This is a genomic window from Pseudomonas sp. B21-036 (assembly GCF_024748925.1).
GTDB classification, from domain to species: Bacteria; Pseudomonadota; Gammaproteobacteria; order Pseudomonadales; family Pseudomonadaceae; genus Aquipseudomonas; species Aquipseudomonas palmensis.
Map to the genome: position 1 here is coordinate 3,550,438 of NZ_CP087178.1, position 24,248 is coordinate 3,574,685.

The 24,248-nt window shown below is 64.7% G+C and carries 23 protein-coding genes; 15 read left to right on the top strand and 8 right to left on the bottom strand.

Going from position 1 to position 24,248, the window contains the following annotated elements; genetic code table 11:
* Positions 1-7: 7 nt before the first annotated feature.
* Positions 8-1,237, bottom strand: coding sequence for an acyl-CoA dehydrogenase (locus tag LOY33_RS15945; protein WP_043860887.1), 1,230 nt, complete (start codon positions 1,235-1,237; stop codon positions 8-10).
* A 150-nt stretch (positions 1,238-1,387) separates the two neighbouring features.
* Between LOY33_RS15945 and LOY33_RS15950 the strand changes: the two genes are divergently transcribed.
* The 3 genes from LOY33_RS15950 (at position 1,388) to LOY33_RS15960 (ending at position 3,803) form a co-directional block, all read left to right on the top strand.
* Entirely contained in the window at positions 1,388-2,314 is a 927-nt protein-coding gene (locus LOY33_RS15950) for a LysR family transcriptional regulator (RefSeq protein WP_043860888.1), read from the top strand.
* A 167-nt stretch (positions 2,315-2,481) separates the two neighbouring features.
* A complete protein-coding gene (locus LOY33_RS15955) occupies positions 2,482-2,883 on the top strand; it encodes a MerR family DNA-binding transcriptional regulator (protein WP_043860889.1) in 402 nt (133 codons plus the stop codon).
* Positions 2,884-2,903: 20 nt separating this feature from the next.
* On the top strand, positions 2,904-3,803 hold the full coding sequence (locus tag LOY33_RS15960; protein ID WP_043860890.1) for a hydroxymethylglutaryl-CoA lyase: 900 nt from the start codon (positions 2,904-2,906) through the stop codon (positions 3,801-3,803).
* A gap of 550 nt (positions 3,804-4,353) precedes the next feature.
* On the opposite strand, the gene LOY33_RS15965 is transcribed toward LOY33_RS15960, so the two are convergent.
* Positions 4,354-4,872 carry an MgtC/SapB family protein gene (locus tag LOY33_RS15965; protein ID WP_043860891.1) on the bottom strand — a complete coding sequence of 173 codons (519 nt, stop codon included), beginning with the start codon at positions 4,870-4,872 and terminating at the stop codon, positions 4,354-4,356.
* Between the two features lie 139 nt (positions 4,873-5,011).
* Between LOY33_RS15965 and LOY33_RS15970 the strand changes: the two genes are divergently transcribed.
* The 4 genes from LOY33_RS15970 (at position 5,012) to LOY33_RS15985 (ending at position 9,237) form a co-directional block, all read left to right on the top strand.
* Complete coding sequence (locus tag LOY33_RS15970; RefSeq protein ID WP_043860892.1) at positions 5,012-5,251, top strand: DUF3203 family protein; 240 nt, start codon at positions 5,012-5,014, stop codon at positions 5,249-5,251.
* 121 nt (positions 5,252-5,372) lie between these two features.
* Entirely contained in the window at positions 5,373-6,785 is a 1,413-nt protein-coding gene (ccoG, locus tag LOY33_RS15975) for a cytochrome c oxidase accessory protein CcoG (RefSeq protein WP_043860893.1), read from the top strand.
* A 39-nt stretch (positions 6,786-6,824) separates the two neighbouring features.
* The gene (gene mapR, locus LOY33_RS15980) at positions 6,825-8,234 is read left to right on the top strand and encodes a GntR family transcriptional regulator MpaR (protein ID WP_043860894.1); all 1,410 of its coding nucleotides are present in this window, start codon (positions 6,825-6,827) and stop codon (positions 8,232-8,234) included.
* 169 nt (positions 8,235-8,403) lie between these two features.
* Positions 8,404-9,237, top strand: a complete 834-nt coding sequence (locus LOY33_RS15985; RefSeq protein ID WP_258659376.1) for a hypothetical protein — start codon at positions 8,404-8,406, stop codon at positions 9,235-9,237.
* A 14-nt stretch (positions 9,238-9,251) separates the two neighbouring features.
* On the opposite strand, the gene LOY33_RS15990 is transcribed toward LOY33_RS15985, so the two are convergent.
* The 5 genes from LOY33_RS15990 to LOY33_RS16010 all read right to left on the bottom strand — a co-directional run bounded on the left by LOY33_RS15990 (position 9,252) and on the right by LOY33_RS16010 (position 14,312).
* Positions 9,252-9,680 (bottom strand): actin depolymerization factor/cofilin-like domain-containing protein, encoded by a 429-nt coding sequence (locus LOY33_RS15990; RefSeq protein WP_258659377.1) that lies wholly within the window; start codon positions 9,678-9,680, stop codon positions 9,252-9,254.
* 150 nt (positions 9,681-9,830) lie between these two features.
* A complete protein-coding gene (locus LOY33_RS15995; RefSeq protein ID WP_058541232.1) occupies positions 9,831-10,451 on the bottom strand; it encodes a cell wall hydrolase in 621 nt (206 codons plus the stop codon).
* A gap of 64 nt (positions 10,452-10,515) precedes the next feature.
* Positions 10,516-11,820: an FAD-binding oxidoreductase gene (locus LOY33_RS16000; RefSeq protein WP_258659378.1), complete on the bottom strand. Its 1,305-nt coding sequence runs from the start codon at positions 11,818-11,820 to the stop codon at positions 10,516-10,518.
* A complete protein-coding gene (locus LOY33_RS16005; RefSeq protein ID WP_043860898.1) occupies positions 11,817-12,905 on the bottom strand; it encodes a polyamine ABC transporter substrate-binding protein in 1,089 nt (362 codons plus the stop codon). The genes LOY33_RS16000 and LOY33_RS16005 overlap by 4 nt, the downstream gene beginning before the upstream one ends.
* Before the next feature lie 48 nt (positions 12,906-12,953).
* Positions 12,954-14,312: a glutamine synthetase family protein gene (locus LOY33_RS16010; protein ID WP_043860899.1), complete on the bottom strand. Its 1,359-nt coding sequence runs from the start codon at positions 14,310-14,312 to the stop codon at positions 12,954-12,956.
* 173 nt (positions 14,313-14,485) lie between these two features.
* On the opposite strand from LOY33_RS16010, the gene LOY33_RS16015 reads away from it, so the two are divergent.
* From LOY33_RS16015 to LOY33_RS16040, 6 genes are all read left to right on the top strand, one after another.
* Positions 14,486-15,400, top strand: coding sequence for a helix-turn-helix domain-containing protein (locus LOY33_RS16015; RefSeq protein WP_258659379.1), 915 nt, complete (start codon positions 14,486-14,488; stop codon positions 15,398-15,400).
* Positions 15,390-15,599: a DUF6434 domain-containing protein gene (locus LOY33_RS16020; protein ID WP_116054828.1), complete on the top strand. Its 210-nt coding sequence runs from the start codon at positions 15,390-15,392 to the stop codon at positions 15,597-15,599. Before LOY33_RS16015 ends, LOY33_RS16020 begins: the two co-directional genes overlap by 11 nt.
* Before the next feature lie 91 nt (positions 15,600-15,690).
* Positions 15,691-16,128: a hypothetical protein gene (locus tag LOY33_RS16025; RefSeq protein ID WP_054915124.1), complete on the top strand. Its 438-nt coding sequence runs from the start codon at positions 15,691-15,693 to the stop codon at positions 16,126-16,128.
* Positions 16,129-16,275: 147 nt separating this feature from the next.
* Positions 16,276-16,779: a sigma-70 family RNA polymerase sigma factor gene (locus LOY33_RS16030; RefSeq protein WP_043860903.1), complete on the top strand. Its 504-nt coding sequence runs from the start codon at positions 16,276-16,278 to the stop codon at positions 16,777-16,779.
* Positions 16,776-17,747: a FecR domain-containing protein gene (locus LOY33_RS16035; RefSeq protein WP_258659380.1), complete on the top strand. Its 972-nt coding sequence runs from the start codon at positions 16,776-16,778 to the stop codon at positions 17,745-17,747. Before LOY33_RS16030 ends, LOY33_RS16035 begins: the two co-directional genes overlap by 4 nt.
* 108 nt (positions 17,748-17,855) lie before the next feature.
* Entirely contained in the window at positions 17,856-20,279 is a 2,424-nt protein-coding gene (locus LOY33_RS16040) for a TonB-dependent siderophore receptor (RefSeq protein WP_253087274.1), read from the top strand.
* A 79-nt stretch (positions 20,280-20,358) separates the two neighbouring features.
* Here the strand turns inward: LOY33_RS16040 and LOY33_RS16045 are convergent, their stop codons facing one another.
* Positions 20,359-20,820, bottom strand: coding sequence for a GNAT family N-acetyltransferase (locus LOY33_RS16045; protein ID WP_258659381.1), 462 nt, complete (start codon positions 20,818-20,820; stop codon positions 20,359-20,361).
* Between the two features lie 79 nt (positions 20,821-20,899).
* Between LOY33_RS16045 and LOY33_RS16050 the strand changes: the two genes are divergently transcribed.
* Complete coding sequence (locus LOY33_RS16050; RefSeq protein WP_258659382.1) at positions 20,900-21,838, top strand: helix-turn-helix transcriptional regulator; 939 nt, start codon at positions 20,900-20,902, stop codon at positions 21,836-21,838.
* A 124-nt stretch (positions 21,839-21,962) separates the two neighbouring features.
* Positions 21,963-24,155, top strand: coding sequence for a TonB-dependent siderophore receptor (locus LOY33_RS16055; protein ID WP_258659383.1), 2,193 nt, complete (start codon positions 21,963-21,965; stop codon positions 24,153-24,155).
* Positions 24,156-24,248: the final 93 nt, after the last annotated feature.

The window sequence follows — 24,248 nt, forward strand, 5'->3', positions numbered from 1 at the left end:
CGCGGGCTCAGTGCCCGCTGCGCAGCATCTCCCGGGGCACGTACTTGCCGATCTCGTACTTGCCGATCGCCGCGCGGTGCACTTCATCCGGCCCGTCGGCCAGGCGCAGGGTGCGTTGCATCGCGTACATGTAGGCCAGCGGGAAGTCGGCACTGACCCCTGCCCCGCCGTGAATCTGGATGGCCCGGTCGATCACCTTCAGCGCCACGTTCGGTGCCACCACCTTGATCTGCGCGATCTCGCTGCGGGCCACCTTGTTGCCGACGGTGTCCATCATGTAGGCCGCCTTGAGGGTCAGCAGCCGGGCCATGTCGATCTCCATGCGCGAGTCGGCGATCTTGTCGATGTTGCCACCCAGGCGCGCCAGCGGCTTGCCGAATGCGGTGCGCTCGGCCGAACGCTTGCACATCAGCTCAAGGGCACGCTCGGCCATGCCGATCGAACGCATGCAGTGATGGATGCGCCCCGGCCCGAGACGGCCCTGGGCGATCTCGAAGCCGCGCCCTTCGCCCAGCAGCACGTTGTCATACGGTACGCGCACGTTCTCGAACAGCACCTCGGCGTGGCCGTGGGGCGCATCGTCGTAGCCGAACACCGGCAGCGGGCGAACGATCTTCACCCCCGGTGCATCAGTAGGCACCAGGATCATCGAGTGCTGCTGGTGACGCGGCCCGTCCGGGTTGCTCAGGCCCATGAAGATCATGATCTTGCAACGCGGGTCGCAAGCGCCGGAGGTCCACCACTTGCGGCCGTTGATCACCCACTCGTCACCGTCGCGCACCGCCCGTGCGGCCATGTTGGTGGCATCGGACGAGGCCACGTCGGGCTCGGTCATGGCGAACGCCGAACGGATCTCACCACGCAGCAGCGGCTCCAGCCACTGGCGCTTCTGCGCCTCGCTGCCGTAGCGCACCAGGACCTCCATGTTGCCGGTGTCCGGGGCCGAGCAGTTGAACGGTTCCGGCCCCAGCAGCGAGCGGCCCATGATTTCGGCCAGCGGCGCGTACTCCAGGTTGGTCAGGCCGGCGCCCAGCTGCGACTCGGGCAGGAACAGGTTCCACAGGCCCTCGGCCTTGGCCTTGTCCTTGAGTTCTTCCATGATCGCGGTCGGCTGCCAGCGATCACCTTCGGCAACCTGGCGTTCGAACACCGCCTCGGCGGGATATACATAGGCGTCCATGAACGCGGTGACGCGTTCGCGCAGTGCCTGGACCTTGGGTGAATAGGCGAAATCCATGAGCGGTACCTGCTGGGAAAGGCGAGTGATTTAAGAGATCTGGCTTGGATGCTAGATCACCGGGCAAAATCCACCTAGCCTATTCTCGGCGTGTATAAACATTCATAACCGATATATGATCGGGCCATAACTCCAACAAGAGCGGCATCCATGAACCTCAGCAAGGTCGATCTGAACCTGTTCATCGTCTTCGATGCGATCTACACCGAAGCCAACCTGACCCGTGCCGGGCAGATCGTCGGCATCACCCAGCCTGCGGTGTCCAATGCGCTGGCGCGGCTGCGCGAGACCTTCAACGACCCGCTGTTCGTGCGCACGGCCCAGGGCATGGTGCCCACGCCCATGGCCCAGAACATCATCGGCCCGGTGCGCAATGCCTTGTCGCTGCTGCGGGTGTCGGTGCAGGAGAGCCGCATCTTCAACCCCTTGCAGGCCAACAAGACCTTCCGCATCAGCATGACCGACCTTACCGAGGCGGTGGTGCTGCCATCGCTGTTCCAGCGCCTGCGCCGGCTGGCGCCGAACGTGGTGATCGAGAGCTTTCTGTGCAAGCGCCGCGAGACCACCAAGGAGCTGGCCGCCGGACGCCTGGACTTTGCCGTGGATGCACCGCTGAACACCGACCCGCAGGTGCGTCACGTCAAGCTGATGCAGGACCCGTTCGTGTGCGCGATGCGCCAGGGCCACCCGCTGGCCAGGGACAGCATCAGCCTGGAGGATTACCTGAGCCTGACCCACATCCAGATCTCCAGCCGGCGCAACGGCCTGGGGTATGTGGACCTGGCGCTCGGCAAGCAGGGGCTCAAGCGCAAGATCGCGCTGCGCTCGCAGCATTACCTGATGGCCTCGCAGGTGCTGCAGCAGACCGACATGGTGATGACCGTGCCGGAGCGCTTCGCGCGGCGCCACCAACTGAACTACGTGAGCCTGCCGGTGGGCGACGTGCCGCCTTTGGAAACCCACCTGTACTGGCATGAAAGCACCGACCAGGACCCGGCCAACCGCTGGATGCGCGAGCAGATGATCGAGTTGTGCCAGGCGGTGGTGGCGCAGGACGAGCGGGAGGCACGCGCATAAGGTGCGGGCTGCGTTGCAGCCATCGCGGGTCGAGCCCGCTCCCACCCGACCTGCGCTGAAGCTGTGGGAGCGGGCGTGACCCGCGACAGCCATCCCCGAATGCCTGCTTGACGTATACGTCAACCAGCCAGTAGCTTAGCCGCATGCCCCCTTCCCCGAGCCATGCAATGAGCAGCCAGACCTACAGCATCTCCGACCTTTCCCGCGAACTCGACATCACCACCCGGGCCATCCGCTTCTATGAGGAGCAGGGCTTGCTCAGCCCCGAACGTCGTGGCCTGGAGCGTGTGTATTCGGCCCGCGACAAGGTCAGCCTCAAGCTCATCCTGCGCGGCAAGCGCATCGGTTTCTCGCTGGCCGAGTGCCGCGAGCTGATCGAACTCTACGACCCCACCAGCGGCAATCAGAAACAGCTGCACAGCATGCTGGCGAAGATCGCCGAGCGCCGCGCCCAGCTCGAACAGCAACTGCTCGACATCCAGCAGATGCAGCTGGAACTCGACACCGCCGAGGAGCGCTGCCAGCAGGCGCTGGCCACCACCCTGAACAATCAGAAAAACGGCCATTGAGGCCCACAGGAACCCTAGCCATGTCATTGCCTACCCATGTGCGTCTGGTCGAAGTCGGCCCCCGCGACGGCCTGCAGAACGAAGCCCAACCCATCAGCGTGGCGGACAAGGTCCGCCTGGTGGATGACCTGACCGACGCCGGCGTGTCCTATATCGAGGTGGGCAGCTTCGTCTCGCCCAAGTGGGTACCGCAGATGGCCGGTTCGGCCGACGTGTTCGCCAGCATCCGCCAGCAGCCCGGCATCACCTATGCGGCGCTGGCCCCCAACCTGCGCGGTTTCGAAGACGCACTGGCCGCAGGCGTCAAGGAGGTGGCCGTGTTCGCCGCCGCGTCCGAGGCGTTTTCGCAGCGCAACATCAACTGCTCGATCAGCGAAAGCCTGCAGCGCTTCGCGCCCATCATGCAGGCGGCGCGCGAACACGGGGTGAAGGTACGCGGCTATATCTCGTGCGTGCTGGGCTGCCCCTATCAAGGCCAGGTAGATGCCGAGCAGGTCGCCCCCATCGCCCGCGAGCTGCGCGACATGGGCTGCTATGAGGTGTCGCTGGGCGACACCATCGGCACCGGCACCCCGGGCGCCACCCGCCGCCTGTTCGAAGTGGTCGGCGCGCAGGTGCCGCGTGCCGAGCTGGCCGGGCACTTCCACGATACCTACGGCCAGGCGCTGGCCAACGTGTACGCCAGCCTGCTGGAGGGAATCAACGTGTTCGACAGTTCGGTCGCCGGCCTGGGCGGCTGCCCGTATGCCAAGGGCGCCAGTGGCAACGTGGCCAGTGAAGATCTGCTGTACCTGCTGCAGGGCCTGGGCATCGAGACCGGCATCGACCTGGACAAGCTGATCGACGCCGGCCAGCGCATCAGTGCCGTGCTGGGCCGCGCCAGCGGTTCGCGTGTGGCCAGGGCACGCGCTGCCCGGTAACGGTGCGCAGCAACAGGGCCAATGGGGGGTGAGTGTTACCGCCCCCACACCCGACAGGGAAAATCCGGGTAACACGGAAACAAATCAGCACAATTTCCCGTGGCGATTTTTCCATCAAACCAGCAAACCATTGATTTTATTGGGTTTTAAAAAGTTGGCACGGCACCTGCTATATCTTTCGTACAACAACAATAAAAAATGCGACAACCCAATAAAAATAAGACGTACCGGCTCTGACATAACAAGAACAACACGGCAGAGGCGCAGCTAACAGATTTTTTTGAAGTGGATGGCTTTTCGGGGGCGTGCCCCGCGACCTGACAGAGAACAATAAAACTACCCCAAGGTAGCGCCCGTCTCGGTTGGATCAGCAATGATAAAGGTCGATCAGCGCTCAAAAAAATACGTTTGCTCTTGATCCCGGATGGGGATCGCAACGCAACAAGAGGCAAGGGTCGCCAAAAACAACAATAGACCACCCTCCAATAATAAAAAGAGCACACGCAACAAAATTTGAGGGGAGCCCAGGCTCCCCTCAGTGCTTGCTGCCCTACTCGTTCTGCTGGTCATCCTCTGGCTTGCGCTTCTCCAGGCGGTCGACCACCCACGGCATCACCCCCAGCACCAGCAACGCCAGCACCGTGCTCACCAGTGCAGTGGCTTCGCGCCCCATGCCTGCGGCCACGCCGATGGCGGCGGTCATCCACAGGCCCGCAGCAGTGGTCAGGCCCTTCACATGGCCCGCATCGTCCTCCTTGCCCTTGAGTATGGTGCCCGCCCCCAGAAAGCCGATGCCGGCGACGATCCCCTGCACCACCCGACTCAACGCTGCGTCGTCCGCCCCGGCCATGCGCGGCACCAGCACGAACAGCGCCGCACCGATGGCCACCAGCATGTGCGTGCGCACTCCCGCCGCCTTGCCCTTGAGCTCGCGCTCGAAGCCCAGCACCGCCCCCAGCAGCGCAGCCATCAACAGGCGCACCGTCACCTGCGTCAGTTGCTTGGCATCGGTGATATCGGCGAATTCGGCAATCAGTGTCGACCAGACTTGGTGCCACCAGGCGTCCATGAGCAGCGTCCATCAGCAAGGGGATACTGGATGGACAACAGCCTGGCGCGCGAGTGCTGTCGACCGCTGATCGGCCACGCTCAGCAACCCGGCCGGCAACGGGGTCACAGCTGTAAGCCCCCCGTTCGAGGACACCGCCATGCCCATTGAAATCAACGAAACCACCAAGCGCTGCACCCTGATAGCCGACGACCTGAACATCGAAGGTGAAGCGGCAGAGGTGCAGATCATCACCGATGCCGGCCTGCGCATGTCGATCGCGACCCTGGCCGGGCAACGGGTGCCGATCACCGAGGCAGAGGCTGACGCGCTCACCGTGGCAGGTGCGGTGGATAGTCGCAGGCATTTGAAGACCTCCGAGGAGGGCTCGATCATATAAGGGCTGCAGGGTTTCAAGGGATAATCTGATACGGTTTTTATCCAGATATCTGCACCTGTTATGCAAACAGATGGGACGCCATAGTGCTCTGGCCTGATCGAGGCCTGATGAGCGACGAACCATGAGCGAACGAATTCCCGTCCAGATCGTTGAAATTGCCGAGCCCTCCACGTTCAAGAAGAAGGCCGCCAGCAGCGACAGACACATCCACACCCGTAGCTTCACCGGCTTTTTCCGAAACCTGCGCCTGGGTGGCGCGGGTTTTCTGTTTCTGCTGTTTTTCGGCACCGTCTGGCTGAACTGGGACGGGCGCCAGGCGGTCCTCTGGGACCTGGCCGACAGCAAGTTCCACATCTTCGGCGCCACCTTCTGGCCGCAGGACTTCATCCTGCTGTCGGCGCTGCTGATCATCTGCGCCTTCGGCCTGTTCGCCATCACCGTGTTCGCCGGGCGCGTCTGGTGCGGCTACACCTGCCCGCAAAGCACCTGGACCTGGGTGTTCATGTGGTGCGAAAAGGTCACCGAGGGCGAACGCAACCAGCGCATCAAGCTCGATGCGGCGCCCTGGGGCCCCAACAAGCTGGCGCGCCGCGCAGCCAAGCACACCCTGTGGCTGGGCGTCAGCCTGCTGACCGCACTGACCTTCGTCGGCTACTTCACCCCCATCCGGCCACTGACCCAGGAGCTGTTCACCCTGCAGCTGGGTGGCGTCAGCCTGTTCTGGATCCTGTTCTTCACCGGTGCCACCTACATCAACGCAGGCTGGCTGCGCGAGGCGGTGTGCATGCACATGTGCCCGTATGCCCGGTTCCAGAGCGTGATGTTCGACAGGGACACCCTCACCATCGCCTATGACCCGCAGCGCGGCGAGTCGCGCGGGCCGCGCAAGAAGGACGCCAACCACAAGGCCCAGGGCCTGGGCGACTGCATCGACTGCCACATGTGCGTGCAGGTATGCCCCACCGGTATCGACATCCGCGACGGCCTGCAGATGGAGTGCATCGGCTGCGCCGCCTGCATCGACGCCTGCGACAGCATCATGGACAAGATGAGCTACCCACGCGGGCTGATCGGCTACAAGTCCGAGCACACCCTGCAAGGCGGCACCACCCAGTGGATGCGTCCGCGCCTGCTGGGCTACGTGACCGTGCTGGTGGTGATGATCGGCGCCCTGGTGATCGCCCTGCAGCAACGCCCGATGGTGTCGATGGACGTGATCAAGGACCGCGGCCTGTTCCGCGAGAACGCCCTGGGGCAGATCGAGAACATCTACACCCTCAAGGTCATCAACAAGACCCAGCAGCCGCAGACCTACCGCCTGCGCCTGGTGGACGCCGAGGGCTTCGAACTGCATGGCAAGACCGAGTTCACCCTGGCGGCCAGCGAGATGAGCGATATACCGGTCTCGGTGGCGATGCTGGCCGACCGTGCGCCCAGCAGCTCCCAGGAGATCAGCTTCGAACTCATCGACACCGACCAGCCGAACGTGCGCAGCCTTGCGCGCAGCCGTTTTGTCGCGCCTTTGAACCGCTGATCACATACACTCCGCTGAGTCAGACCGCCCAGAGCCATGATGAAACGCTACGAGAAATTCGCCGACGACATTGCCGAACTGATTCGCTCCGGGGTACTCGGCCCCGGCCAGCGCGTGCCGTCGGTGCGTTACGCCAGCCAGACCCACGGGGTCAGCCCGTCCACGGTGTTCCAGGCCTACTACCTGCTGGAGCGTCGCGGGCTGATCCGGGCCCGGCCGCGCTCGGGCTACTTCGTCAACACCCACGCCCCGCGCCAGTTCAACGAGCCGCAGATCATCGAGCAGGCCAGCGAATCGACCGAGGTGGACGTCAGCGAGCTGGTGTTCTCGATCCTCGACTCGATCAAGGACCCGCAGACGGTGGCCTTCGGTTCGGCGTTCCCCAGCCCCAACCTGTTCCCGCTGCCGCGCCTGGCGCGCTCGCTGGCCAGCGCCAGCCGCGAGATGGACCCGCGCATGGTGGTCACCGACCTGTCGCCGGGCAACCCGCAACTGCGCCGCCAGATCGCCCTGCGCTACATGGTCGGCGGCTTGATGCTGCCGATGGAAGAACTGCTGATCACCAACGGTGCGCTGGAGGCATTGAACCTGTGCCTGCAGGCGGTAACCGAGCCGGGTGACCTGGTGGCCATCGAGGCACCGGCGTTCTATGCCTGCCTGCAGATTCTGGAGCGGCTCAAGCTCAAGGCGGTGGAGATTCCGGTGCACCCGCGCGAAGGCATCGACCTGGGGGTGCTGGCGCAGACGCTGGAGCGGCATCCGGTCAAGGCCGTGTGGTGCATGACCAACTTCCAGAACCCGGTGGGCGCGAGCATGCCGGAAGACAAGAAGAAGCAGCTGGTCGAGCTGCTGAGCGTGCACCAGGTGCCGCTGATCGAAGACGACGTGTATGCCGAGCTGTACTACGCGCAGCAGGCGCCCAAGCCGGCCAAGGCATTCGACACCGAAGGGCTGGTGATGCATTGCGGCTCGTTCTCCAAGAGCCTGGCGCCGGGCTACCGGATCGGCTGGGTGGCGGCCGGGCGCTATGCGCAGAAGATCGAGCGGCTCAAGCTGATGACCTCGCTGTGTGCATCGATGCCGGCGCAGGCGGCGATTGCCGACTACCTGCAGCATGGTGGCTACGACCGCCACCTGCGGCGCCTGCGCTATGCGCTGGAAGAGCAGCAGAACGCCATGCTGGCGGCGATTGCCCGGCACTTCCCGGCGCAGACGCGGGTCAGCCACCCCAGCGGCGGGTACTTCCTGTGGTTGGAGCTGCCGGAGCAGATGGACTCGCTGAAGCTGTTCCAGATGGCATTGGCCCAGGGCATCAGCATTGCGCCGGGGCCGATCTTTTCGCCGACGCGGCGGTTTCGCAACTGCATCCGCCTCAATTACGGCAGCCCCTGGACCGAGCAGTCGGAGCAGGCGATGGAGACGCTGGGGCGGATCGTGCGGTCGTTCTGAGGGGCTGGCATGACGGCCAACGCCCCATCGCGGGTCAAGCCCGCTCCCACATGACTGCGGTGATCCTGTGGGAGCGGGCTTGACCCGCGATTGGGTCGGTGCAGCCCCTTGCCCACACCCGCACAATCGCGCACCATCCCCTCCCGCACTTGCCCACGGATGGCCCCGGATGAAACCGCTGTACCTGCTACTGGCCCTGCCCCTGCTGCCCGCCTGCAGCCTGATCGGTTTCGTCGCCAAGGAAAGCGTCGTGGGCGCCACCAGCCACTACGGCTTGAGCAGCACCACGCTGATCGCCGAACTCCCGCCCAACCACGGCGTCACCTATAACGCCAGCTACGCCCCGCTCGACCCGTACCGCTGCACCGTGGCCTCCCCCGCCACCGGCGGCATGCGCTCGCGCCCCAACCAGTACCGCACCGACCAGGCCGATGCGCACCCCGACGCGCGCACCGTCACGTTCAGGATCCCGCTGACCTACACCATCGGCAGTTGCACCCAGCAACTGGACAACATCACAGTGAGCATCAAGTCCCCCAGCGGGCGGTACAGCCTGGCGGGGGTCAAGGTATTGCCGGCACTGCCCGACGGCACTGGGCCGGTGCGCGACGCAGACCCCGAGCTGGTTGTGCGCCGCCTGTGCGGCACGGCCTACCACATCGTGCCCGGGCATGAGCGCCACGTGCTGGCCAGGGACATCGACTGCCTCGCCGCCGACAGCCAGTGGCAACCGCTGGAGCGGACCTCCAGGCACCCCGGCCCGGTCGCCAACGTCGCCTACACCCAGCTGAACAAGACCGACCTGCGCTTCGTGTACCGCCTCATCGACAAGGAGTGGCCGCTTTATCCTGAGAACTGGTCACCGGTCGGCAATGGCATGAAGCCCTGCGCTTCACAATGGAAGTGGGTTGGCGAAGCCTCCTGCAGTTATCGTGCCCCGACATTTTCGACTTTCGAGATGGACGGTCGTGAATGTGCTCTCTATCCAGGCTGTACAGAGTAAGCCCGAATGGATATTCACCGAATTGCAAGTTTTTGACGAACCGTATCCAGAACCTCGTCGTATTCAAGTTCTTCTTTTCCAGATGCCTGAATATTTACAGCAATACCAGTTAAAGCACGTCTAAGTGCATCTTTACTGGAGGCATAGACCATCTTTTTCTTTATGGCGGCTAAATCATCTGAGTATAGAGTAAACAAAATTGCATTTCGCCTCCCCCCAACGGTTTCAAACTCAAAGTCGACGACAGCATATCGCACTTCATTCGGGGTCAGCGCGTTCAGAAAATCCTCGTAGGTTGCGGACCTATCGCCTGTTGATTCAACAACAACCTCCTTGTAATCATCTGAGATCTTGAAAACAATATACCTAAGCGCTTTACTTAACTTGAGCGAATCGTAAGCATTTCGACACTCATCCGTCACTAACACACCAGTGCTTGACATGGCCATCATCCTCTTCCGATTCAATCGCGTACCACGCCAACTAACCGCGAAGTCAGGCATCACCATACAACAGCGCCTAATCAACCGACACTGGCAAAGTTATCAGGTTACATACTGCTGAAAACAGGCTGCGCCCTGCTTACCTGCCAATCACCGCGCCTCCCCCGCACGCGGCTTGTAGAACAGGAACCTGGGGGTTTCGGCGGTCTTCAAGTACGTCCTGGCCCACGCGGGATGCACATGGCGGTCATGAAAGTACATCGCGCCATCGGTGCTGTCGGTCAGTTGCTGATTCAGCGCCTTGCGCGCGATTTCCTTGGCCACGGTGTACTGCACCGGCTCTTCCACATCGTCCGAGCGCCCGTCGCACCACCACGAGAACTGGCATGTACGCTCCTTGATGCCCTGCTTGACCACCTCGCACACGGTGCCCGGAAACCCTTCGTGCCCCAGCCGGTTCATCACCACGCTGGCCACACCCTGCATGTCCGCCGCCTCACCGCCCTTGGCCTCCCAGTAGAGGGTGCGCGCCAGGCAGGTGATCGCGTCATCCAGCGCGGCCTCGCCCTTGGGGTCGACCGCCTGCACTTCGCTGCGGGTGATGGCCTGGTCGCTGGGTACGCTGGCCTCGCGCCCCTGTTCGGCAGCCTTCTGCTCCAGCACCTGGGCCTTGTCTTCGGCTACCGCCGCAGGCGGCGCCGCGGCGGCAGAGCCCGGCAGAACAGCGATCAACCACACGGCAAGACAGCAAACTGCAGCGAATGAGCGCATGACCGAGCCTTCTTGTGAGCCTCTGATAGATGCACAGTAGCTGCAACCGGCGATTTGCGCCGCCCTACCCCAGCAGCTCGCGCAGGCGGTACCACAACATGCCCAGCGCCAGCAGTGGCGAGCGCAGGGCCGGGCCGCCGGGGAAGGTCATGTGCGGCACCTTGCTGAAGATATCCAGGCCCTGGCTATGCCCGGCGTGGATCGCCTCGGCCAGCAACTTCGCCGTCCAGTGGGTGACGTTCACCCCGTGCCCCGAATAGCCCTGGGCGTAGAACACGTTGGGGTGCTGCTGCAGGCATCCCACCTGCGGAAAGCGATTGGCGGTAATGCCGATCTTGCCGCCCCACTGAAAGTCGATGCGCACATCCGCCAGCTGCGGGAACACCTTGAGCAGCTTGGGCAGCATGTAGCCGGCGATATCCGCCGGGTCGCGCCCGGAATAATGGCAGGCCCCGCCGAACAGCAGGCGCCGGTCGGCAGTAAGGCGGTAGTAGTCCAGGCCGACCTTCTGGTCGCACAGCGCCAGGTTCTGCGGGATAAGCCCGGCGGCGCGCGGTGCCGACAGCGGCTCGGTGGTGATGATGTAGCTGCCGGCCGGCAGCACCTTGCCGCTCAGGCGTGGCTCCAGGTCGTCCAGGTGCGCATTGCACGCCAGCACCAGGCTGCCGGCCCGCACGCTGCCGCGCGCGCAGCGCACCTGCACGGTGGGGCCATGCACCAGTTCGAGCACCGTGCTGTGCTCGAACACCTGCACCCCCAGCGACGCCGCCAGGCGCGCCTCGCCCTGCACCAGGTCGAGCGGGTGCAGGTGGCCGGAGCCCATGTCCAGCAGCCCGCCGGCATACACCTTCGAGGCCACCACCTCGTGCATCTGCTGCGGCCCGTAGAGTCGGGTCTGGTGCCGATAGCCCAGCGCCTCCAGGCTCTGCTGTTCAGCCTGGAACGCTGCGTACTGCGCCGGGGTATTGGCCAGCTCGCAGAAGCCCCAGCGCAGGTCGCAGTCGATGCCGTCCTCCTGCACCCGGCGGCCCACTACCTCCACCGACTCGATGCCGGCGCGTTGCAGGTAGGCCACCCCTTCCTGCCCCACGTAGCGGGCAAACCCCGACACCTCGTGGCCGATGCCGCGAATCAGTTGCCCGCCGTTGCGCCCGCTGGCACCCCAGCCGATGCGCCGCCCCTCCAGCAACACCACCGAAAGCCCGCGGCGAGCCAGTTCGATGGCAGTGTTGACCCCCGTGAAGCCACCGCCGATCACGCACACATCGGCGATCAGGTCCTGCTCCAGCGTCGGGTAGTCGGCCTGGCGTCTGGCCGTCGCTGCGTAGTACGAACGGGCGTGTTGCGCATTGCCATTCACGTTGTTCATTTGTTCGATTTCACTTTGCTCCACGAGCGGGTCATCAAACGCATGATGGCCGGCGTGGGGGTGCTGGAGATATACAGTTTGTCGAGCACCGCCTGGGGCGGATACACCTCGGGGTTGTCGACCAGGTCGGCGGCCATGTACTGGCGCGAAGCCGGCGTCGGGTTGGCGTAGCCCACCAGGGTGCTGACCTTGGCGATCACCTGCGGGTCCATCAGGTAGTTGATGAAGGCGTGCGCCTCCTTGGGGTTGGTGGCGTCGGCCGGGATCGCCAGCAGGTCGAACCACAGGTTGCTGCCCTCCTTGGGAATCGAATAGGCGATGTTCACGCCGTTGTGGGCTTCCCTGGCGCGGTTGGCCGCCTGGAACACGTCGCCGGAGTAACCGAAGGCGATGCAGATGTCGCCGTTGGCCAGGTCCGTGACGTACTTGGAGGAATGGAAGTAGGTGATGTACGGGCGCAGCGCCAGCAGCTTGGCCTCGGCCTTCTTGTAGTCCTGCGGGTTTTCGCTGCGCGGGTCCAGGCCCATGTAGTTGAGCACTGCCGGGAACAGCTCGTCGGCAGAATCCATGAACGACACGCCGCACTGGCTGAGTTTTTTCAGGTTCTCGGGCTCGAACAGCACCGCCCACGAGTCGATATGGTCGATGCCCAGCACCTGCTTGACCTTGTCGACGTTGTAGCCGATGCCATTGGTGCCCCACAGGTAGGGCACCGAGTGGCGGTTGCCGGGGTCGTTGTCCTCCAGTTTCCTGAGCAGAACCGGGTCGAGGTTCTTCCAGTTGGGCAGTTGCGAGCGGTCCAGTTCCAGAAACGCCCCGGCCTTGATCTGGCGCGCCAGAAAGTGGTTGGACGGCACCACCACGTCGTAGCCGGTGCGCCCCGCCAGCAGCTTGCCCTCCAGGGTTTCGTTGGAGTCGAACACGTCGTAGATCACCTTGATCCCGGTCGCCCCCTGAAAGTCGGCCAGGGTGGTGGGGCCGATGTAATCGGTCCAGTTGTACACGCTGACGCTCGGCTGGGCCTGTGCGGCGGCCCCCCACAGCAACCCCAGGGCCACCGGCAACACGGATTTCAACAGACGCATATCGACACCTCTTCTGATTGTTTTATCGATGATCGGCAGGTCAGCGCATCACACGCTCAGCAGCAGGAACTCGCGCTCCCACGAACTGATCACGCGCTTGAAGTTCTCGTGCTCGGCGCGCTTGACCGCCACGTAGCCACGCACGAACTTGCTGCCCAGGTAGCGTTCGATGGTCGGGCAGTCTTCCATGTGCGCCAGCGCGTCCTCGATGGTGATCGGCAGGCGCAGGTTGCGCCGCTCATACGCACGCCCCTGCACCGGGGCGCTGGGCGCGATGCCCTCGACCATGCCCAGGTAGCCGCACAGCAGGCTGGCGGCAATCGCCAGGTACGGGTTGGCATCGGCGCCGGGCAGGCGGTTCTCAACGCGCATCGACTCGGGGCTGGAGGTGGGCACGCGCAGGCCCACGGTGCGGTTCTCTTCGCCCCACTCCACGTTCACCGGTGCCGAGGTGTCGGGCAGAAAGCGGCGGAACGAGTTGACGTTGGGCGCGAACATCGGCAACACCTTGGGGATGTACTTCTGCAGGCCGCCGATGTGCTGCAGGAACAGCTCGCTCATGCTGCCGTCGTCATTGACGAAGATCGGCTTGCCGGTGGCGCTGTCGACCACGCTCTGGTGCAGATGCATGGCGCTGCCCGGCTCGTCGCCCACCGGCTTGGCCATGAAGGTGGCGGTGACGTTGTGCTTGAGTGCGGCCTCGCGCATGGTGCGTTTGAACACGGTGATCTGGTCGGCCAAGTCCAGGGCGTCGCCGTGGCGGAAGTTGATTTCCATCTGCGCCGGGCCGTCTTCGTGAATCAGCGTGTCCAGGTCCAGGCCCTGGGCCTCGCACCAGTCGTAGACGTCCTCGAACAGCGGGTCGAACTCGTTGGCGGCATCGATGGAGAACGACTGGCGGCCACTTTCGGCGCGGCCCGAACGGCCCAGTGGCGCCTGCAACGGCAGGTCCGGGTCTTCGCAGCGCTGGGTCAGGTAGAACTCCATCTCCGGTGCCACGATCGGTTGCCAGCCCTTGTCGGCGTACAGCTTGAGGACTTTCTTGAGCACGTTGCGCGGCGACAGCTCGATGGGGTTGCCCTGCTTGTCGAAGGTGTCGTGGATCACGATCGCGGTGGGCTCCAGCGCCCAGGGTACCGGGTAGATGGCCGTCGAGTCGGGGCGGCAGAGCATGTCGATGTCGGCCGGGTCGAGCAGGTCGTAGTAGATCTCGTCCTCGACGAAGTCGCCGGTCACGGTCTGCAGCAGCACACTTTCCGGCAGGCGCATGCCTCGCTCATGCAGGAACTTGTTGGTGGGGGCGATCTTGCCGCGGGCGATACCGGTCAGGTCGGTGACCACGCATTCCACTTCAGTGATCTTGTGTTCTTTCAGCCAGGTGGACAGCTGATCGAAGGGGGTATTCATGAGAACCTCGTTGTCGTGATGCAGGGCATGCGCAAGGGTGTGTGTGGCGCGGGCGGGCAAGGCCTGGCTTCCCCTGCGCCGCGTTGAGGTCTATCTTGGTGCCGCAACTGCGGCTGCATCTATCCACTTTGAGCAGAAGAAAATGCACCAAAGCAGTGCATTCAGAGGTTCTCATGACAACCCCGTCGCCCTTGCGGGTACAGGCCTTCACCAGTGCCGATGTGGCCGAACAGGTACGCGCCACGCCAGGCTGGGCACAGCACTACCAGCAGATGTCACCCGGGCACTTTGCCGGGATGGTGCGCTGCCTCGACCTGCACGGCGTGGAGGTGTACGAAGAGCGCATGAACACCCGGGTGGAGCAGAGCTTCAGCGCCCCCGGCGGTTCGCTGTCGTTCTGCTTCGACCGCAGTGACAACAGCCTGTACGTGCTCAATGGCGAAAGCCGCAACATCTGGATCACCCCCGAGAACTACCAGGAAGTGGCCGTCGTGTTCGGCCCTGCGTTCGTGCGTGAGCACGGCGTGGACGTTGCGGCGCTCGAAGGTCTGTTCATGGCACCGCTCAATTCCCAGCGCAATGCCTTGTTCAGCGGCTGGCTGAGCAGTACCCTGACGCGCCTCTCGCAGAGCGAGGACGCGCCGTGCCAGCAGGTGCTGGCCAGGCAGTTGCTGGACGATTGTCTGTACATTCTCGACACCGCCTCGGTGTGCCTGGACCGAGGCGAGCTGTGGCGGCGCACCGAGGAGCGCACCATCATGCGCAAGGTCAGCGAATGGGCGGCGGATTCGCCGGAGGAGTCATTGAACCTGCTGCAACTGGCGCAGGTGGCCGGCAGTTCGGTGCGTCAGTTGCAGCATGCGTTCAAGGCGTACACCGGCATCACGCCCAGCCACTGGCTGCGCCTGCGCCGCCTCAATGGCGCGCACCGCGAGCTGCTGACCGCGCGCGGCCACACCGTGGCGGAAGTGGCAATGCGCTGGTCGTTCTGGCACCTGGGGCGGTTTTCCAGCAGTTATCAGGCGCTGTTCAAGGAGTTGCCCAGTGAAACCCTCAAACGACGCAAGGAGACACGGTATGGCTTTTGACTGGCATGGCGGGGTGATTACCCGGGAGACACCGGTGGGCGAGGATTACCGCAACACGCAGAACGTGCGGCGGTTCATGCGTGAGCAGTGTGGCGAGGATTTCAGGTTCGACCGGCCGTTGATGGCATGGATAGTCGATGGTACGGCGCGGACGATGGGGGATGTGGTGGATGAGTGGGCCAGGCGTCGTAGCGCTTAGCTGAACCCGCGACATCCCTGCGCAAGTACCCACTGGCAGCCCAGGCTGGTATTGTGCCGCCCTGCAAACCCAACTGGATGACTGTGAGGAAATGACGTTGAACGCTGATGCGAACATGACCGGGGACCTGTTCGAAGTCGACAAGCGCCTGGGCCTCAAACCCGTGGTGGACTTCAACACCTACCTGCGCGCCGCATTCGCCGACGGCGCCTGCGCATGCAGCCGCTGCCTGGAAAACAAGGGCGACGAGAGCGGCTACGCCTTCGCCCATACCTTCGACTTCCAGGGCCAGGTCACCCATCGCCGCTTCGCCACCACCACCGCCAGCGATGTGCTGATGGTCCTGAAAAAAGCCTGGCTGTCCTACACCAAGGCCGAACTGGATGTCAGCGGCAACCTGGACCTGGACGCCATCAAGGCCTTCGTCGAGCCACAGCTGCACAAACGCCTGGTGCCACTGTTCGTCGCCAGCGGGCTGGTTGTCGAGGTCGACGGGCAACTGGTGCTGCAAGCCCAGGCCGCCGCCTGACGGTCATGCCTGGGGCGCGTTGACGGCAGAGCCGGCAACGCGCCCTGGCGCAACCCGCGCGCGACTGCACCCGCGCCCAGGCTACACACAGGCATTGCGACACTGTAGTATTGAGAACTATTCACATTCACTGTCGAGTCGTTCCCGGTGCACACGCCTTCCTCCAAGCTCGGCTTCTTCTTCAGCGACCACCACCGCTGGCTGCTGCAACACATCCAGAAGCGCCTGCGCAACCGCGCCGACGCCGAAGACACGGCTGCCGAGGCGTTCTGCCAATTGCTGGTGGCGCGGGTTGATCCGGACAGCATCCAGCAACCGCGGGCCTTTCTGTCGACCATCGCACGCCGGCTGATCTTCGATCGTCACCGCCGCCGCCAACTCGAAAATGCCTACCTGGAACGCCTGTCGAGCCTGCCCGAACAGGTAGCGCCCTCCCCGGAGGAACAACTGCTGCTGGTCGAAGCGCTGGTGGCCATCGACCGAGCGCTCACCGGCCTGCCCGCGGTGGTCAAGGCAGCCTTCCTCTACAGCCAGCTCGATGGCCTGAGCTATGTGGAGATCGGGCGCAAGCTCGCGCTGTCGGAACGCACCGTCAGCCGCTACATGAAACAGGCCCTGCGCCAGTGCTACCTGGCCGAGATGGCACCATGAGCAAGGCCCGCCTCGACCCGGCCGCGGAGCAGGCCATCGACTGGATGGTGCGCCTGAGCGCCGACCGCAACGACACCCGCCTGCACGCCCGTTTCGATACCTGGCTCAACAGCGACCCGGCCCATGCCCAGGCCTGGGGCCGGCTGCAGGAGCGCCTGGGTGGCGCGTTCGGCACCGTGCGGGCGCTGGACCAGCGCCTGCCCGGCCAGGCCGGCGAAGCCCGGCGCGTGCTGATGCAGCCCGGCACCTCCCGGCGCGATGTGCTGCGCGCCATCGGCGGGCTGGGCCTGCTGGGCGGCGGGTTGTGGCTGGCGGCGCGCAGCGAGGTCGGCACCACGCTGATGGCCGACCTGCACACCGGTACCGGCGAGCGGCGCACCCTGGAACTGGAAGATGGCAGCCAGCTGAGCCTGAACGCTAGCACTGCCGTCGACCTTCAATTCGATGCCCACCAGCGCCTGGTACTGCTGCGCCAGGGCGAACTGGTGATTGAAGTGGCACCCGACCCGCAGCGCCCCCTGCGCGTGCGCACCGCCCAGGGCGAAATCCGCGCGCTGGGCACGCGCTTTCTGGTCAGCCAGCAGCCCGACGCCACCCGCGTGGTGGTGCTGCAGCATGCGGTGCGCGCACGCCTGCACGATGGCAGCGAACTGGACCTGCAGGAAGGCCAGGCCGCCCTGCTGCACGCCCAGCGCATCGAGCGTCTGGGCCGTGACGAGCGTCACCGCGCCGACTGGCTGAACGGGCACCTGAATGTACTGGATGACCCGCTGGATGCAGTGGTCGACGCGCTGTGCCCCTACACCCGCGGCTTCGTGCGGGTCGCGCCGCAGGTGCGCAACCTGCGCGTGCAAGGGGTGTTCCCGCTCAACGATCCGCAGCGCAGCTTCGGTGCGCTGGCCGAAACACTGCCGATCGAGGTACGACACTACGGCCCGTGGTTGACCCTGATCGGCCCGAAAAGCTGAGCCCGAGAACCCTCTGAAAAGTTTTTATGAAAAACAATCGCATTTGTGTCCGGTTTTCATTTCTCATCCCACCTATCTCCTGACTGCACACACAATCAGGAGAATTCCGTGCTCAACCCTTGGTCCCGCGCCCTCCCCGTCGCCGTTGCCCTGGCCACCCTGAGCTGCGCCGTGTCTGCCCAGCAGCAGGCACTTGCGTTCAACCTGCCGGCCGGCCCGCTCGCCGCCACGCTTAATGCCATCGCCAGCCAGAGCGGCCAGATCATCTCCCTCGACCCGGCCCTGGTGCAGGGCAAACAGGCCCCGACCGTCCGTGGGCAGATGAGCGCCGAGCAGGCCCTGCAGGCCGCACTCGCCGGCAGCGGGCTGCAACTGCTGGTGACCGGCAGCGGCCACTTCAGCGTGGTGCAAGGTGTGAGTGCCGACGGCGCACTGGAGCTGGGCGCCACCAGCATCACCGAGGTGCGCAACCTGGCCACCACCGAAGGCTCGAACTCCTACGCAGCGCGGGTCACCACCATCGGCAAGGGCGAACACACGCTCAAGGAAATCCCCCAGTCGGTCAGCGTCATGACCCGCAAGCAGATGGACGACCAGGGCCTGACCAACCTCAAGGACGCCGCCAACCAGACCACCGGCCTGGTCGGCCAGCAAGGCGTGGGCAAGGGCATGATCCTGATGTCGCGCGGCTTTCAGATCGACGACTGGCAGTACGACGGCGTACCGATTCCGCGCAACACCTACTCGCTGGGCAACTGGGCGACCCAGGACCTGATCTTCTTCGACCGCATCGAGTTCCTGCGCGGTGCCTCGGGCCTGCTGCAGGGCACCGGCAGCCCGGGCGGCGCGATCAACCTGGTGCGCAAGCGCGGGCAGGACAAACCCACCGTGACCGTCACCGGCAAGGCCGGCTCCTGGGACCACTACGGCCTGCAACTGGACGCTGGCGGCCCGCTGAACCAGCAGGGCACGATCCGCGGGCGCTTCGTCGCCGACGAAGACCAGAGCCAGTCGTTCATCGACTACGAGTGGAGCAAGACCCACTCGCTGTACGGCGCGCTGGATTTCGACCTGAGCCCGGACACCACCGTGGGTGTGGGCGTGAGCTACTCGGACAACACCTCGCGGCCCATGCTGCGTGGCCTGCCGCGCTATGCCGACGGACGCCCTGTGGACGTGCCGCGCTCGACCTATACCGGCGCGCGCTGGAACCACTCCGAAATCGACGTGACCACGGTGTTTGCCGACCTCGACCACCGCTTCAACGACGACTGGAAGGTGCATGCCGCCGCCGTGTACATGAGCGAGAGCAACGACTCGCTGCACCAGCGGGTGCAAACCACCGGCCAAGGGCTGAATCCTGACGGCAGTGGTGTCCAGTATGCCAACTGGTACACCGACTTCGACTCGACCAAGGTGGGGCTGGACGCCTACGTCAACGGCCATTTCGAGACGCTGGGGCTGCAACAGGAACTCATCCTGGGTGGCAACTATTCCCAGCTCAAGACCGACGATGTGTTCGCGCGCACCTTCATCAACGGCGGCAATATCTTCGATATCGACCACGACCGCCCCAAACCCAGCTACGACAGCCTGATGCGTGACGGCGGCCGAGCCACCGCAAGCGAATATGACGTGCGCCAGAAAGGCCTGTACGGCAGTTGGCGGGTCAAGCTGGCCGAGCCGTTGACCGTAGTGCTTGGCTCGCGCGTGAGCTGGTACGACTTCCGCTACTCCTCAGTCATCACACAGGGCAACACGGTGACGGTCGCTGACCCAAGCGTCATGACCGAAACCGGTGTGGTTACCCCCTATGCCGGCATCATCTATGACCTGACCCAGGAATGGGCGGCCTACGCCAGCTACACCGACGTGTTCCAGCCGCAGAGCGAACTCGATGCCGCACAATCGGTACTGAAGCCGATTGTCGGCAGCAACTACGAAGTGGGCCTCAAGGGCGAACTGATGGATGGCCGGGTCAACACCTCGTTCGCCGTGTTCCGCTACGACCAGAACAACCGAGCGATCACCGACGCCTCTGCGCAATGCGGCTCCGGCGATTGTTCGAAAGCGTCCGGCAAGGTGCGCAGCCAGGGTTTCGAAGCCGAAATCAGTGGCGAAGTGATGCCCGACCTGCAGCTGTTCGCCGGGTACACCTACACCACCACCACGTACATCAAGGACCCGGAGAACGAAGGCAAGGTCTTCAACCAGTGGACCCCCAAGCACATGCTGCGGGTATGGAGCGACTACCGTTTGCCGGGCGACTGGAGCCGCGTAAGCGCGGGCCTGGGCTTCAGCAGCCAGAGCCACACACTGGGTTACGAAAGCACGTTTGATGTGCCCGGTTACACGGTGTGGAATGCACGCCTGGCCTATCAGCTGACGCCTGAGGTGAGCGTGGCAGTCAACGCCAACAACCTGTTCGACAAACACTACATTGCCTCGGGCTACAACCAGCTCGGCGGCAACAACAACTACGGCGAGCCGCGCAACATGATGTTCAGCGTCAAGTACACGCCGCAGTTCTGAGGCGTCTGCTTCGCCGGCAAGGCCGGCTCCTACACGGCCTGTAGGAGCCTGCCTTGCCGGCGAATGCCCCGACGCGGTGTCACCTGCCCAGCGCCCTGGCCATCACGATGGTGCGCTCTTCCCCCTCCACCACCTCGCGCACCACCGCATACCCCAACCGCGCATAGAACGCCTGCGCCGTCAGCGAGGACGGTACCCGCAGCGCCTGCACCCCCGTCGCACCGGCCAGCTCTTCAACATGCAGCATCAAGGCCCGACCGATGCCCAGCCCCTGCCGGTCCGGCGCCACGAACACCGTGCGCACCACGTCCCCCTCCAGGCTCGCGGTACCCACCACCTGCCCGCCCAACTGCGCCACCACCACCTGCCGGCGCGCCATCAACCCCAGCAGCGCCTCGGGGGAAAAACTCTGCTCCACCCGCGCAATCACCGCCGGCGAATAATCCTTGCTGTTGCTCGTGCGCAAGGCCTGGACAATCACCCGGCTGATCGCCGGCGCATCCGTTTCCAGTGCTTGGCGCACCTGACATGTTTCGCTCATCACCGCCCCACTCCAGCCACCCTGCATTTGAGAATGAATGCTATTATCGCCTTCCTTTTTTCGACACCCGAGCCCTGTCTTGTCCGCGCCCACCCGCTACCTGCTGAGCGACTTCCATGCCCTGGGCCAGCGCTACGACGTGCACTATAGCCTGCCCGAAGGCGACGGCGGCGAGGACGATCCGTGCCTGATGCAGGGCCATATCAGCGAACATCGCCTGGCCCCCGGCTTCAGCCTGGTGAACTCCGACGTGCAGGCCTTCCACACCTACCGCGCCGATTCGCTGGACATGCCCGACCTGACCCTCGCGCTGGTACTTCAGGGTCAGGCCTCGATCACCTACACCCGCACCCAGCCCCTGCAACCAGGCGCCTGCATCACCGCGCTGTGCGGCGATGGCCGGCCGATGTCGGCACTGCACCGCGGTGGCGCGCACCTGCGCGGGCTCAACCTGTCGCTGCGCCGCCCGCAGGATGTGGGCGAAGAGGCCTTGGCCGAGCTGATCGAGGCCCGCCTGCGCGGCCACGGCTCGGCCCTGAGTTGCTGGGCCCTGCCGGCGCACCTGCTGGCGGGCATCGAAGACATGTTGTCCGGTCGCTGGCAAGGCACCCTGCAGCACCTGTTGTGCCAGGGCCTGAGCCTGCAACTGCTCAGCCACGGCCTGGCCAGTTTCGACAGCCTGCCGGGCCCTTCGCCGGGCCTGTGCCCACGCGACCGGCTGATGCTCGAACGGGTGCGCGAGCACCTGCACCAGCAGCCCGGCGACGAGCACGACCTCACCGAACTGGCGCGCCTGGCCTGCATGAGCAGCAGCTCACTGCGCAGCAAGTTCCGCGCGCTGTACGGCGAAACGGTGTTCGGCTACCTGCGCAACCGGCGCCTCGACCAGGCCCGCCAGTTGCTCGAACAGGGCTGGCAGATCCAGCAGGCCGCGCACCATGTCGGCTACCGCCACGCCAGCAATTTCGCCACCGCGTTTCGCCAGCGCTTTGGCCACGCCCCCCGCGAGACCGCCTGAAGTTCCCCTCCCGACGCACGCTTTGGCAGCGCCCATAAGCAGTCTGGCATCTGCCAAACGTGGCCCCGCAAGCAACTGTGAATAATACGCAGACGATAACGATACTCTGCGGAGAACGATTCCCATGCAGCGCCGCCTTGCCCCCTCTACCCGACCGATCAGCAGCGTGCGTATCGCCCTGCTGGGCGGGGCCTTTGTCTCCCTGATGGCCAGTGCCGAGGAGTCCGCCGAAAAGCCGGTGCTGACACTGCAGGCCACCGACGTACAGGGCGAGGCGTACCGGCCGCAGACCACCGAAGGCAGCGCCAGCTACACCACCGGCGCGATGTCCACCGCCATCGGCTTGCCGATGTCGATCCGCGAAACCCCGCAGTCGGTCAGCGTGGTGACCCGCCAGCAGATCGAGGACGAGGGCCTGAGCAACACCGCGCAGATTCTCGACAGCGCGCCGGGCATTTCCCATGTGCGCAACGACAGCAATCGCCTGTCGTTCTCGGCGCGTGGTTTCACCATCGACAACTTCCAGTTCGACGGCCTGGCCTCGCCGATCAACGGCTTCTGGAACTTCGGCGCCACCGAGATGGACTCGGCCATCTATGATCGCGTCGAGATCGTGCGCGGCTCCACCGGCCTGCTGACCGGCGCCGGCAGCCCGTCGGCGGCGGTCAACTTCGTGCGCAAGCGCCCGCTGCCCGAGTTCGCCGCCAGCGGCTCGGCGGGCATCGGGCGCTGGGACGAGCGACGGGGTGATGTGGACGTGTCGGCCCCGCTGACCGAGGACGGGCGCATCGCCGCGCGGGTGGTGGCCGCCTATTCGCAGAAGGACAGCCACGTCAGCTACCTGGACTACGGCTCGCGCACCTTGTACGGCGTGGTCAGCAGCGAACTGGGCCCGCGCACCCGGCTGACCACCAGCCTGGAGTACCAGAAGAACGAAACCGACGGCATGGGCAGCGGCTTTCCGCTGTTCTACAAGGACGGCGGGCGTACCGACTTCGGCCGATCGGCGGCCAACAACACCAAGTGGGGCTACTTCGGCACCGAGTCCACCACCGCCTTCGTCGACCTCGAGCACCAGCTGGAAAACGACTGGAAGCTGCGCGCCGCCTACAGCCGCTTCGAAGGCAACTACCGCATGCGCTACCTGTACCGCGGCGGCTACCCGGACCGCGAAACCGGGCGCGGCATGTCGGCCAGCTTCCTCAAGTACGAGGGCGAACGCACCCGTGACGACTGGCACCTGACCGCCAGCGGGCCGTTCCAGCTGCTGGGCCGCAGCCACGAGCTGGCGTTCGGTGCGATGAGCATCGACGATGACCTGACCATCGACCAGTTCAGGCCGCTGGGCACGGTACCGGATACCGGCAACTTCATGGACTGGAACAGCAACCACGTTGCCGAGCCCGCCTGGGCCAACGTGCGTGCCTCGGGCGATGCCACCCACACCCGGCAGAACGGCGGCTACGCGGTAACGCGCCTGTCGCTGGCCGACCCGCTGCACCTGATACTCGGCGCACGGGTCAGCAACTGGGAAATCGACCAGGACTACTACGGCAGCCTGCGCCAGTACCGCTACCGCAACGAAGTGACACCCTACGCGGGGCTGGTGTATGACCTGAACTCGACCTACAGCCTGTACACCAGCTACACCAGCATCTTCAACCAGCAGAACGCGCGCGGGCCGGACGGCAGCATCCTCGACCCGGTGACCGGTGACAGCTACGAGGCCGGCATCAAGGCCGGCTACCTGGACGGTCGCCTGAACGCAGCGCTGGCGGTGTACCGCACCCAGCAGGAGGGCCTGGCCGAAGCGATCCCGGGGGTGAACGTGGAGGGGCGCCCCAATGAGCAGGCGTACAAGGCCGGCACCGGGGCGCGGGTCGACGGCTTCGACCTGGAGCTGGCCGGGCAGCTCACCGAGCAGTGGAACCTGTCGGCCAGCTACACCCACTTCATTGCCCGCAATGCCGACGACAAGGCGATCAACACCAACCACCCGCGCACCCAGGCCAAGCTGTTCACCACCTACCGTCTGGGCGGTGTGCTGGACAAGCTGACCGTGGGCGGAGGCGCGACGTGGCGCAGTGGCGTGTCACGCAGCGACGTGGCGATGCCGGGCGGTTTCACCGACCTGGAGCAAGGCGGCTACACGCTGGTCAGCCTGATGAGCCGTTACGCCCTCAACGACCACCTGAGTGTCAGTGCGCATGTCGACAACCTGTTCGACAAGCGTTACTACGAGCAGATCGGCTTCTACAGCCAGGGCTGGTACGGCGAGCCGCGCAACCTGCGCCTGAGCGTGCGCGCCACCTTCTGACCGCATCGCGGGTCAAGCCCGCTCCCACAAGTACTGCGCCGGCCCCAGGAACATCGCAATACCTGTGGGAGCGGGCTTGACCCGCGATGGGCT